Genomic DNA, 12,424 nt, shown 5'->3' with positions numbered 1-12,424 from the left:
AAAATGAGTTGAACAGCTATCCCGGCAACAAACAAATGTTGCCAAAGGAATCCCAACCAGCCAGCAAAAACTGACCAGTCCGGGGTATAAATCATAATTGGCACTGGCTTTACAAGCACCCTGTTGAGTTCTCAAAGAACAACCACACACCGACCAGAAGCCCCACCTCAGTGGAACCCCAACCGGGGCTTTTCGTACCGTGTCCCCGTCGCTCTCGCGCCGGGCACTTTTACTACGTTACCTCACCGTCTGCGCTGTGTCAAACCGTGTGTCCCGGTCTGTCATGCTTCGTACGGGTCAGCGCCGGCGCACTCACGCAGCAGCGAACCGCTGCGTCAGGTCGTCGGATTCGGCAGACCGGCCGCTGCGGTTTCCCGCAGTCTCGCCCGGTGCCCTGCCGGTCGTGAACCTTACCCGGTCGGCTTCGCCGCACCAAATCCGCCTCGCGGCCGATCCGGCGAGCCCCGCCCGGACCGTGTCTCCCAGAAGCGAACCCCTGCTTGACCCGGTTGCCATCCCGTTTCGGCGCTCTAGGACTTTCGCCCCGTTTGCCCCGTTCCGCGCTGGCAGAGAGAAAGTTACGCGTCTGCGGGTTTGATCGTCAAATCCACGGGTAGCGGCGCGCGTCACATTCGCTCGTCTGAGCAGTTTCCCCAGGTCAGACCCGTTCCGTCAGCAGAAGGGCTCGGCGACCGTCCGTAGTGGCAGCGCCGAGCGGCCCAATCCGCAAGAGCAGCGGCGATCAGGACGGCCGCCGCCGGGCAGCGTCGATCAGGACGCCCTCCGCCGGGCGGCGAGCCAGGCCCGGACGCCGAGAACGCCGGCGGTGGTGCCGATTGCCAGAGACGCGGCGATCAGCAACGCGTGCACCCACAGGAAGCTGGTGGCAGCGCCGTCGGCCACCGTGCCGGACGCCCACGACCGCGGGTCCTGCCAGATGGCCACCGCGAACCTCGGCCAGATCACCCAGGTCCAGACGCCGACTCCGACCAGGAAGAGACTCCACCCTCGCGACAGCACCATGGCAGCCGAGTATGCCAGCGCACCTGCTCACGGGGCCGGCGGCGACCGGGACGGACGGCGACCTCGGCGCGCAGCCGGGCCAGTTCTTCGCGGCGAACGGCCTGCCGCGCCTGGGCAGGAGCGCCGCCGCGTCGAGCGCCGGGCTGTTTCCGGCGTCAGCGGGATGGGCACTGCGAAGGGGGACAGCTGAGGACCGTCCTTTGGAGGTGCCCGATGCAAACCTCGATCTTCAACCCCTGGGCCTGGCGTGATCCGTCCGCCCTGGCCGGCGGATACACGCAGACCACCCCCTCGGTCACCCCTGCGGAGGGCCAGGAGGGTGAACACGACGGCCCGGACGCCCCCGGCCCGGGTACGCCCGTCGACCTGGTGGGTTATCAGGTGCAGGCGAGCGACGGCCGCATCGGCACGATCGACGAGACGAGCGACGAGGCGGACGCCGGGCACCTGGTGGTGGACACCGGGCCGTGGATCTTCGGCCAGAAGGTGTTGCTGCCGGCCGGGACGGTCGACCGGGTGGATCACCAGGAGCGCGTCGTGCACGTCGACCGGACCCGCCAGCAGATCAAGGACGCGCCACCGTTCGATCCGGCAGTGGCCGACCACGAGTACCGCGAACGCGTCGGCGCCTACTACGCCGACAGCTACCTCCCGCCTCCCGGCGCCATTCCGCGGGTAATCTGAGGCCGTGGTCCGGAGGGGCAACTGCGCATCCGAGGCGGTCGACCTGGTCGACGGCCGCTCCCTCGATGCGGTGTCCGAGATTCCGACCGGCTCCGGCGATGGCCGTGAGCAACTTCTGAACGTCCTCCGTGCCGGTGGTCTGCGGTTTCGCGCCGGCGCGCGATGGCGGGCGACTCGCTGAGTCGATCCCGCTGACCGAGCAGGGCTGAGCCAGCCCTGCTCGGCGCGCGCCCACGCGTGACCCACCTTCGGATACGAGAGGCACCACCATGTCCGTCGCCCGGTGGCACAGCTATCAGGGCAGGTCAGGGCGGCAGATGTGCGCGACGAATGCTCACCGGTGACCGGCCCACCGGCCGCCTGCACCTCGGCCACTACGTCGGCAGCATCGCCAACCGGGTACGGCTGCACCGACGCTACGAGAGTTTCTTCATCATCGCCGACCTGCACATGCTCACCACCCGCAACCGCCGTGAGGACATCGACCAGGTCGCCGGCAACGCCCGCGAGATGGTGACCGACATCCTCGCCGCCGGCGTCGACCCGGACGTCGCCACCTTCTACCTCCAGTCGGCGATCCCCGAGGTCGGCGACCTCAACACCCTCCTCCAGAACCTGGTGACGGTCCCCCGGCTGGAACGGGTGCCCTCGCTCAAGGACATGGCCCGCGACGCCGGCACGCAGGAGATGCCGTACGGGCTGCTGGGTTATCCGGTGCTCCAGGCCGCGGACATCCTCTGCGTGAAGGGGGAGGTGGTCCCGGTCGGCCGGGACAACGCCGCGCACGTCGAAGTGACCAGGGAGATCGCCCGGCGGTTCAACCACCTGTACGGCCCTGTCTTCCCGGTGCCCGAGTTGATCGCTGCGGACACATCCAGCCTGGTGGGGACCGATGGCGCCGCCAAGATGAGCAAGAGCCGGGGCAACTCGATCGCGCTCTCCGACGACACGGCGACGGTGCGTCGCAAGGTGCTCGGCATGTATACCGATCCGAACCGGGTGCGGGCCGACGTGCCGGGCACAGTGGAAGGGAACCCGGTCTTCGCGTACCACGAGGTTTTCAATCCGGACCGCGACGAGGTGGCCGACCTGGCCCGGCGTTACCGGGCCGGGCGGGTGGGCGACGTCGAGGTCAAGGAACGGCTGATCGTCGCGCTGGAGGGGTTCCTGGCGCCGATCCGGCAGCGGCGGGCCGAGATCGAAGCCGACCGGGGCCTGGTCGACCGACTGATCGTCGAGGGTACGGAACGAACCCGCCAGGAGGTACGCCAGACGGTGCTCGAGGTCCGTCGGGCGATGGGGCTGACCGGCGCGTACCAGCGGGTGCGGCGGCGGGCCGAGCGGAGCCGACGCCGGACGCAGACCTCGGCCTGAGGTCGGACGTCCGGTGCTCGGCGGAGGGACCGGGTGAGCGGCCGGCCGGCTCACCCGGCCCCGTGACGCACAATGCGGAGATGAGGGGGATTTCGGGCATTCGGCCGGTACCGGCTACGGGAACGCACCGGACCACCATGTTCGAGATCTTCTTCGATCTGGTCTTCGTCTTCGCCCTCACCCGGGTCATCACGTTCATGGCCGGGTCACCGACCGCGCTCACCCTTGCTCAGGGGCTGCTCCTGCTCCTGTTGCTGCTCTACTCCTGGGGGCCGTACACCTGGGTGGGAAACCTGGTGCGCGCGGACGTCGGCCTGGTCCGCGCGGCCACCCTGGTGGCGATGGCGGCCATCTTCGTGGTCGCTCTGGTGCTGCCGGACGCGTGGACGCAGGGCCCGGGGCTCGTCGACGCGCCGCTCGCCCTCGCCCTGGCCTACGTGGTCGGCCGGGCGGTCCAGCTCGTGATCCTGTTCTGGGTGAGCACGACGGACGAGCCACTCCGTTCGACGCTGCGGTTCTTCACCGCGCCGGTGGTGCTGGCGTGGTTCCCGCTGATCGGTGGAGCGTTGCTGGGTGGCGCGGCCCAGACCGCGCTCTGGACGGTCGCGCTGCTGGTGGACATCGGTGGCGCCCGGGTCGCGTCCGCCTTCCGGCCGTGGCAGGTGCGCAGCGTCGGCCACTTCACCGAGCGGTTCGGTCTGGTGCTCATCATCGCTCTGGGTGAGTCGTTGATCTCAGCCGGTGCGGGGCCGCGGACGATGGCACCGGTCAGCGCGGCGCTGGCCGCCGCGCTGCTCGGTCTCGCCAGCACCGTGTGCCTGTGGTGGCTCTACTTCGACCGGTTGGCACCCGCCGCTCGGGAGGCCGTCAACAACGTGCCGGGCGAGCGGCGCGGCGACGTCGCCGGTGACGCGTACGGACTCGGGCACTCTCCGCTGATCATCGGGGCGATCTACGTCGCGCTCGGCATCGAGGAGGTGATCGCCCAGCTCACCGAGGAGTCGGGGCACCCCGGCCGGCTCGGCTGGTCGGCCGCGACCGCGCTCTACGGTGGTGCCGCCCTCTACCTGCTCAGCAGGTTGGTCTTCCGCCGGCTGACCGTTGGCGTGGTGCACCCGCCGCAGGTCGTCGCGGCGCTGCTGCCGCTGGCCCTGCTTCCGGTCGGCCGGTCCCTGCCGCCGCTGGTGGCGCTCACTCTGCTGACCGCTCTCCTGATCGGGGTGACCTGGTTCGAGCGACGGATGGACCGACGCGACGAACGCCCACGAAAAAGCTGATGCGCCGTGTCGATATCCCCGGCCCGCGTTCGTCGTCATGCTGTACGGCGACCCGCCGCACCGAGAGGAGCCGAAACGTGAAGTACATGCTGCTGTTCATGAGCCCCATGGTCGACGGGGAGGTCGTCGACAACGGGTGCAGCTTCGAGGACTGGATCCGCTACGACCGGGAGATGAAGGACGCCGGGGTCTGGGTCTCCGGGCATCCCTTGCAGGACCTGACCACCTGCACCACTGTGCAGGTCAACCCGGACGGCGAGCGCACGATCACCGACGGGCCGTTCGCCGAGACCCGGGAACTGCTCGGCGGGTACGACGTCATCGACGTGCCGGACCTCGACGCCGCGCTGGAGTGGGCGGCCCGCAGTCCCGGAGCCATCGGCACCGGCTCGGTCCAGGTCCGTCCGATCTTCGAGATCGACATGCAGGAGTGACAGTGCCGGGTGAGGGGGCAGCCGTCGGGTCGTCGGTGGAGGCGGTGTTCCGGGAGGAACGCGGCCGGCTGCTCGCCTCGCTCGTGCGCCGCTTCGGTGACCTCGACCTGGCCGAGGAGGTCACCTCCGAGGCCATCGAGGCGGCGCTGACGCACTGGCCGACCGACGGCGTCCCGAGCCGGCCGGGCGCCTGGCTGCTCACCACGGCCCGGCGTCGGGCGGTGGACCGGCTGCGGCGCGACCGGGTGCTGGCGACCCGGCTCGCCGTACTGCAGGCGGAGGCGGAGCGGGCCGATCCCGCGCCGCCAGCCGACGCGGACCGCGACCTGCCCGACGACCGGTTGGCGCTCTTCTTCACCTGTGCGCATCCGGCGCTGGCGGCGCAGGATCGCGGCGCGCTCACGCTGCGGTTCCTGGCCGGCCTCACGACCACCGAGGTCGCGCGGGCCTTCCTGGTGCCGCCCGCCACCATGGCCCAACGGCTCGTCCGCGCCAAGCGGAAGATCCGCGACGCGCGTATCCCGTTCCGGGTGCCGGGACCCGACGAGCTGCCCGGTCGTCTGCCCACGGTGCTCCAGGCCGTCTACTCGGTCTTCACCGAGGGGTACGCGGCCAGCTCCGGCCCGGATCTGCAACGGATCGACCTGGCCGAGGAAGCCATCCGGCTGGGCCGGATCCTGCGTCGGTTGCTACCGGCCGAGCGGGAGGTCGCCGGGCTGCTCGGTCTGATGCTGCTGGTCCACGCCCGCCGGGACGCGCGTACCGGACCGGACGGCACCATGATTCTTCTCGACGACCAGGACCGTGGACGCTGGGACGGTCAGATGATCGAGGAGGGGCGGGGCCTGGTGGTGGTCGCGCTGACCGGCCGAGCGCCCGGCCCGTACGGCGTGCAGGCCGCCATCGCCGCGCTGCACGACGAGGCCGCCGACGTGGCCAGCACCGACTGGCCGCAGGTGGTGGCCCTCTACGACGTGTTGCTCGGCCTGGTGCCCTCACCGATCGTGGCGCTCAACCGGGCTGCCGCGGTCGCCATGCGGGACGGGCCGGCGGCGGGGCTCGCGCTGCTCGACGAGTTGGCCGACGAGCCTCGGCTGCGCGGCCACCACCCCTATCCGGCGGCGCGGGCCGATCTGCTGCGCCGGCTCGGCCGGTACGACGAGGCCGCGGCCGCGTACCGCAGCGCGTTGGCGCTGGTCGGCACCGAACCGGAGCGCGCGTACCTGCTCAGTCAGCTGAGAGCCGTCGAGAGCGGGTGAGCTGTACCCTTCCCGGGTGAGTCTGCCGCTGCCTCCCGGGCCGTTCGCCGCGTACCTGTTCGACTGCGACGGCACCATCGTCGACTCGATGCCGCTGCACTACCTGGCCTGGCAGCGGGCCCTTGAGGAGTGGGCCTGCGAGTTCCCCGAGGACCTCTTCTACGCCTGGGGTGGGCGGCCCACCGCCGACATCATCGTCGCCCTGAACGAGCAGCAGGGTCTCACCATGCCGGTGGAGGCCGTCGTCGAGCGCCGGGAGAGCTACTACCAGGAGTTGCTGCCGCAGCTCGCCGCCGTGCCGGAGGTGCTGGCGCACATCCACGACGCGCACCGGCGGGTCCCGTTCGCCGTCGTCTCCGGCAGCACCCGCGCGTCGGTCACCGCGTCCCTGGACGCGCTCGGTCTGCTGGACCGGTTCGACGTGCTGGTCTGCGCCGACGACTACACCCGGGCCAAGCCCGACCCGGAGGCGTTCCTGCTGGCGGCGCAGCAGCTCGGCGTACCCCCGGAGTCCTGCCTGGTCTTCGAGGACACCGACCTGGGCATCCAGGCCGCGACGGCGGCCGGCATGGCTTCGGTACGCGTGCCGCAACAGCGCACGCCCTGACGCCTCAGGCCACCGTCAGCAGGAGCTTGCCGGCGTACGACGTCTGTAGGCGCTGGTGCGCGTCGCGCACCTTGCCCAGCGGGAACTTCTCCGCGACGTGCACCACGAACGGCCCCGCCTCGATGAGTTCGTTGAGGCGCTGCAACTGTCGAGGGCTCGACTCGCCGTCGTACGCGCGGACCATGACGCCCGGCCGTTCCTGCGGCTCCGGCCGCACACCGTGGGCGAACGCGATCACCCCGCCGTCGGCCAGCGCCTCGGTGAGCTGGTCCAGCGTCGCGCCGCCGGCCATCGCCAGGATGGCGTTCACCCCGCCCGGGGCGGCGTCCCGGATCCGGGCCAGCACGTCGGTCATGTCGCCGTGGCCGTCGAGGGACACGTCGGCACCGAGCCGGGTCACCAGCGCGACGCCGTCCGCCCCGGACGCCACGGCGATCACGTTCAGCCCCTGCCGCTTCGCCAACTGCACGGCCAGGTGGCCCTGACCGCCGCTCGCACCGAAGATCAGCAGCCAGGCACCGGCCGACAGGCTGATCGCGTCGAGCCCGGCCAGCGCGGTCAGCGCGTCGGTGGGCATGGCGCCCGCGTGCTCGGCGGGGACACCGTCGGGCACCTTCGCCACGTACTCCGCCCTGACCGACGCGTACTCGGCGTAGAGGCCGCCCTTCGGCCGGGTGCTGGCGGAGACGTAGACCAGGTCGCCAGCGGCCAGACCGGTGACCTTGCTGCCGGCCGCGACGACGGTTCCGGCACCGTCGGAGCCGGGCACGATCGGGAGCGCCGAGCCCTCCGGCACCAACATGCCCTGCCGCTCGTACGCGTCCCACACCCCGACACCGGCGCTCAACACCTTGATCAGCACCTCGTCGTCGGCGACCTGCGGGATCGGCAGCTTCCGCAGGGTGATCACCTCCGGCCCGCCGAACTCGTCGAAGGCCGCTGCCTGCATCCGCTCTGGCAGATCCCCGTCAACCATGTGGATTCCCTCTCCGTGCCGGCGTCACCGTCGCAGCATGCCGGCTGGGAAACAGGCGTGGTCCGGAGCTGAGCGTCGTTCACCCACAAGGACGAACGCCCACGCCCTGCCCCGGCGGGCGAGAACCGCCGCCGGCCGGAGCCAGCCGAGGTGACCGGTGCCGTGATCAGGAGGTCCGCGGCTCCGGGCCCCGGAGCGCCTGCTCGACGGCGTCGCGTACGCGGGCGTCCTCACGCGCCTTGCTCCGCGACCGGCTGCGGCGTCGGTACAGGTACGCCCCGACGAGCACGGCGATCAGCACGACGAGCACCAGCAATAGCATCCAGGGCAGGGCCCAGCCGTGCGCGGTGACCTGGACCGGCTTGAGCGAGGTGGTGGAGCCCGAGGCGTCGGTGAGCAGGGGCGTCAGGGTCGCTGTCGCGGCCAGCGAGATGGCGGGAGCCACCCCGTGCACGGGTACCGACACGTCCCAGCTCTCGCCCGGAAGCAGCTCCGGCGGCGCGGCGACATCCTCGGCCCGCACCCGCAGCAGGCCGAACGGGCCCGAGACGGTCACCGCCTGCTTGCCGGACAGGGCCGCGTTGCCGACGTTGTGGACCTGGTAGGTGATGGTGGCGTCACCCTTGCTGAACGGGTTGGTCGGGCCGGCGTACGCGACGTGGAGGTTCTCGATCGCGAGGTTCGGCTTCAGCTCGCCGCCCACCCGCAACTTGATCCGGATACCGAGGCGGCGGTCGACGTTGATCCCCTCAGCCTGGTCGGCCTGGGTCAGCGTGGTGAGGATGCCACCGACGTAGTCCCCGGGCGTGGCGTTCCGCGGAACGTCGACCGTGAAGGGGACCTGGGCGGTCTTTCCGGGCTGGATCACGACGCTGCCGGCGTTCGGCTCCACCCAGGCGCCGATCGCGATCGACTTCTTGTCCCTGGTGAGCAGGTCGAGCTGGCCGGCGTCGGTGGTGAAGCCGTCGGCCGCGTACACGGTGAGGGTGAGCGGTGCCGGGCCGCGGTTGGCCACGACCATGGCGTCCTCGACGGCACCGCCCGGGTTGACGTTGTAGCTGTAGCTGGACCTGGCCTCGCCGTAGCCGTTGGAGGCCGTCCGGACGGTCCAGGCGACGTTGCCGTCCGCCGCCAGGGCGGGACCGGCACCGACACCGACCGCCGCGACGACGGCGAGCAGGGACAGGGCTGTCGTACGGAGGCGTGTCTTCCAGCGCGTTACGGACGGGTACATGTCAGTTCCTTGAGGTGATCTTGGGAGGGGCGCAATGGGTGGCGGGGTAGGCCCCGAAGGTGCCTACCCCGCCGCTTGGATCTGTTCGGTCAGCTGCTCAGCGCAGTGATCGTGAGGGTGGTGCGGTAGCTGCCTTTCGCGATGCTGTCCGGGATCTTCAGATCCAGGTCAGCGCCGAGCTTGGCGCCGCCGCGCGGGTGACCCTGCGCGGCCGCGGCGAGCGCGCTGGAGACCGAGAGGCCCTTGCCCTGGTCGTCGAGCGACGACAGGACCGGGGCACCGGCCTCGGCGCCCGCGCCGGCGTCGAGCACGTACGGGTTCCAGCCGAGGTAGGAACCGGAGAAGGTCTTGTCGGCGTCGGCGAAGTCGCCGACGTTGGCCGAGATCGACCACGGGGCGAGCGACCGGCGGCTGTCCGACACGAGGATCGGGTTGATCTTGCCGTTGGCCTGGAAGTAGGTGCCGTTGCGCTCCTGCGCGGTGCCCAGGTCGACCAGACCGTTGTAGCCGTCGATCGTCCAGCCGAACTCGCCCGGAGCCGGGTTCGGCACGTTGACCTGGATGGCCTGACCGTCACCGTGGAACGGGTGCACCGTCACGTTGTCGACGATCGAGCCGACCGGCTGCCCCTCGGGGGTGTTGACGCAGGAGGAGCCGTTCTCGACCGACGCGTTCGGTGCCGCGCAGGTGCCACTGCGCACGTTCGCCAGGACCAGCTTGTCGCCGCGCACCTGCACCTTGACGTAGCTGCGGACGTGCTCCTGGTTCTGCACCGAGTTGTACCAGTACTTGTTCGGGTCCAGCGGGTCCGGGCCGTTGCCCTTGATGCCGGTGCCGGTGGCGTCCGGCTTCTTGATGTCGTAGTACTTCGAGCCGGAGGCCGAGTTGGCGGTCACGTAGATGACGCCGCCCGGGCCGGGGAAGACGTCTGCGGCACCCGGCTTCTCGGCCGGGTTCTCCTTCTGGCCGTTCTTGATGGAGTAGCTGCGCGAGTAGCTGTGGTCGTGACCCTGCAGCACCATGTCGATGCCGAGGTTCGAGAAGGCCGTGGTGAAGTCTTCCCGGCGCTGCTTGTTGTCGGTGTCGGTCGCGTGGCTGGCCGGCGAGTAGATGGAGTGGTGGTAGACCAGCACCTTCCACTTGGCCTCGGAGCCGTGCTTGTTCACCACGTCGGTGATGTACGAGACGTGCGCGGCGTCGCCGGCGTTGCTGCCGTCGGTCGGCAGCTTGTAGCTGTTGCTGTTGATGTCGATGAACAGCACGTCCTTGTAGACGAACCAGTAGTCACCACCGGACTTGGTGCCCGCCGGGTTCCCGTTGTCGTAGTACGGGGCCGTGCGGTCGGTGTTCGGGGTGAAGTGGTGCTGCTCGTAGGACTTGCCGCCGACGTCGTGGTTACCGATGGTGGCGACCACGGGGTACTGACGCAGCTGGTCGGGGGCCATGAACGAGGTCCACTGACCCTCGTCGTTGGCGGACTCGACGTGGTCGCCGCCGGAGACCAGCAGCTCCGCGTTCGGGTTGGCCGCGGTGGCGACCTTCAGGGTGTCCTCCCAGCCGGCCTGGTCCTTGAGCCGGTCGCCGGAGGAGCCGATCTGCGGGTCACCGAAGAACAGGAAGTCGTAGTCGCCCTCGAAGTCCTGCGTCTTGAAGGCGTACGTCGGGGACCAGCTGCCCTCGGCGCCGACCCGGTACGAGTACGCCGTGTTCTCGCGCAGGTTGCTGATCGTGGCGTGCCGGTTGAACCCGGTGGTGGAGGTGTTCGCCGCGCCGACGGCGTCGAAGCTGACCGCGCCGGCCGGAAACTCGCCGTTGACGATCTCGGCGGTCGGGGCGAGCTGGATCTTCTGCGCGGTGTCGGCCGAGGAGTACCAGGTCACGATGCGCTGGGTCTCGTTGGCGCCGACGCCGAGGATCACGCTGCTGATCGTGGTGGACTCGGCCGCGCTCGCGGTGGCCGTCAGGCCGCTGCCGAGGGCCGCGCCCAGACCGAGGAACCCGGCTGCGACCCCGGCGACCAGGCGCCGCCGCACGAGCGCGCTGGCCCGTGTCGAGGTGCTCAATGTCATCGACATTGTTCCCTTTTCAAATAGAGAAATGGATTGTGCCTTCACCCGACGCTGGGGAAGCAATTCCACGCTTTCGCCGTCCGATGAACCGACCATGAACGTGATCTTGCGAAAGACTGCACTTCACGAACTACTTAGCCCTGCTCATGATCCAGAAACGCGCTGCACAAACCAGACCAACCCCATAATGGACACGCCCGCAGAAACGACTCCGGTCGCCCAGAGGCCGGCTTTCGGCGCACGACGGCGCAGCACGAACAGCAGCGGGAAGACGACAGCGATAATTGTCAACTGAACGACCTCGATGCCGACGTTGAACACCAGCAGCGACCACAGCAGGGTCCACGACCACGCCTCGTCGATACCCAGGGCGCCCGCGAAGCCGAGGCCGTGCACGAGGCCGAAGCAGAACACCACGCCGAGGCGGATCCAGCCGGCCCGATCCAGGCTGAAGTGACCGCGCCCGGCCGTCTCCAGGTCAGCCGCGTGCTCGCCACGCCGCCAGATCCCCCACAGGTGCCAACCGGCGACGACGGCGATCGACAGCGCGATGATCGGCTCCACGATCACCGCCGGCACCTCGACCAGACCGAGCGCGGCGAGCATGAACGTCACCGAGTGCGCCAGCGTGAAGCTGGTGGCCGCGAGCACGATCTCCCGCAGCCGCCGGGACCCGGCGATGAGCGCCAACAGGAACAGGATGTGGTCGATCCCGGTCAGCAGATGCTCGGCGCCCAGAAGGAAGAACTCCCCGAACCGCTGGTACCAGGTCTGCGCCGTCGAGAAGGACGGGTTGGCCGCGTCGAGCGCCGCGCTGCCCGAGCGGCCGTCGATCTCGTACGTGACGATCGTCTTGGTGCCCTTGACGTAGCCCTCACCGTCCGGGAAAAGGCCGCTGCGCACCACGTGCTCGTCGGCCCGCTCCGGGCAGGTCCAGTCGAGCAGCAGGTCCGCGTACGGCACGCCCTCACGCTCGCCGATCGTCGCGTCACCCACCTGGGCCGGTCGGCAGGCCGCACCCCGCGAACTCACCGCGAACCGGTCGGAGACGTACCGGAGAACCGCCGACGCGTGCCCCTTCAGCGCGGCGGCCTGGGCGGCGGTGTCGCCCGCCTCGAACGCGGCGGTTCCCGCCTGGAAGAGCGGGTCGTCGTCGCCGGCATCCGCTGCGGACACGACGAGGAGGTCGTATTCGAGCTCCACACCGGTCCGGATGTGACCCTCATCTCCCGGTGCGATTTTCGCGTACACAGTCGACGAGAAGCCGTGCGCGGACGCCGGTTCGGCGCCCAGAAACGGAACCACCGCTGCGGCGAATCCGACAGCGGCGACGATAACGGTACGGCGGATGCGGCCTGACATTCGACTCCCTCGGTTGGCCAGTGCACGTTGCATGTCGTGGGTGAACGCCAACCCGCGCCCCGACGAACCGCCGGATAACAACTTCCCCGAACGCCCGCCCACCGATTACCGGTCAACGGAATTGA

Annotated in this window: 11 protein-coding genes; 6 read left to right on the top strand and 5 right to left on the bottom strand. The window is 69.8% G+C overall.

The window, feature by feature from the left end:
- Positions 1-771: 771 nt before the first annotated feature.
- Positions 772-1,023 carry a hypothetical protein gene (locus tag AB0877_RS19060; protein WP_366610259.1) on the bottom strand — a complete coding sequence of 84 codons (252 nt, stop codon included), beginning with the start codon at positions 1,021-1,023 and terminating at the stop codon, positions 772-774.
- A 213-nt stretch (positions 1,024-1,236) separates the two neighbouring features.
- Between AB0877_RS19060 and AB0877_RS19055 the strand changes: the two genes are divergently transcribed.
- From AB0877_RS19055 to AB0877_RS19030, 6 genes are all read left to right on the top strand, one after another.
- Entirely contained in the window at positions 1,237-1,707 is a 471-nt protein-coding gene (locus AB0877_RS19055; protein WP_366610257.1) for a PRC-barrel domain-containing protein, read from the top strand.
- A gap of 330 nt (positions 1,708-2,037) precedes the next feature.
- The gene (trpS, locus tag AB0877_RS19050; protein ID WP_366610255.1) at positions 2,038-3,081 is read left to right on the top strand and encodes a tryptophan--tRNA ligase; all 1,044 of its coding nucleotides are present in this window, start codon (positions 2,038-2,040) and stop codon (positions 3,079-3,081) included.
- 80 nt (positions 3,082-3,161) lie between these two features.
- Positions 3,162-4,358 (top strand): low temperature requirement protein A, encoded by a 1,197-nt coding sequence (locus AB0877_RS19045; RefSeq protein ID WP_366610253.1) that lies wholly within the window; start codon positions 3,162-3,164, stop codon positions 4,356-4,358.
- Positions 4,359-4,444: 86 nt separating this feature from the next.
- The gene (locus tag AB0877_RS19040; RefSeq protein WP_366610290.1) at positions 4,445-4,792 is read left to right on the top strand and encodes a YciI family protein; all 348 of its coding nucleotides are present in this window, start codon (positions 4,445-4,447) and stop codon (positions 4,790-4,792) included.
- A gap of 2 nt (positions 4,793-4,794) precedes the next feature.
- On the top strand, positions 4,795-6,051 hold the full coding sequence (locus tag AB0877_RS19035) for a sigma-70 family RNA polymerase sigma factor (protein ID WP_366610252.1): 1,257 nt from the start codon (positions 4,795-4,797) through the stop codon (positions 6,049-6,051).
- Between the two features lie 16 nt (positions 6,052-6,067).
- Positions 6,068-6,658 carry an HAD-IA family hydrolase gene (locus tag AB0877_RS19030; protein ID WP_366610250.1) on the top strand — a complete coding sequence of 197 codons (591 nt, stop codon included), beginning with the start codon at positions 6,068-6,070 and terminating at the stop codon, positions 6,656-6,658.
- A 4-nt stretch (positions 6,659-6,662) separates the two neighbouring features.
- On the opposite strand, the gene AB0877_RS19025 is transcribed toward AB0877_RS19030, so the two are convergent.
- The 4 genes from AB0877_RS19025 to AB0877_RS19010 all read right to left on the bottom strand — a co-directional run bounded on the left by AB0877_RS19025 (position 6,663) and on the right by AB0877_RS19010 (position 12,140).
- Positions 6,663-7,634, bottom strand: a complete 972-nt coding sequence (locus AB0877_RS19025) for an NADP-dependent oxidoreductase (protein ID WP_366610248.1) — start codon at positions 7,632-7,634, stop codon at positions 6,663-6,665.
- Between the two features lie 166 nt (positions 7,635-7,800).
- Positions 7,801-8,868: a DUF916 domain-containing protein gene (locus AB0877_RS19020; protein ID WP_366610246.1), complete on the bottom strand. Its 1,068-nt coding sequence runs from the start codon at positions 8,866-8,868 to the stop codon at positions 7,801-7,803.
- An 89-nt stretch (positions 8,869-8,957) separates the two neighbouring features.
- A complete protein-coding gene (locus tag AB0877_RS19015) occupies positions 8,958-10,937 on the bottom strand; it encodes a metallophosphoesterase family protein (protein WP_366610245.1) in 1,980 nt (659 codons plus the stop codon).
- Positions 10,938-11,081: 144 nt separating this feature from the next.
- Complete coding sequence (locus AB0877_RS19010) at positions 11,082-12,140, bottom strand: HupE/UreJ family protein (protein ID WP_366610244.1); 1,059 nt, start codon at positions 12,138-12,140, stop codon at positions 11,082-11,084.
- Positions 12,141-12,424: the final 284 nt, after the last annotated feature.

The sequence above is a fragment of the Micromonospora sp. NPDC047644 genome (assembly GCF_040704315.1).
Classification (GTDB): Bacteria; Actinomycetota; Actinomycetes; order Mycobacteriales; family Micromonosporaceae; genus Micromonospora.
Note: the sequence above shows the minus strand (reverse complement) of the source record. Positions and strands in the feature narration are given on the sequence as shown.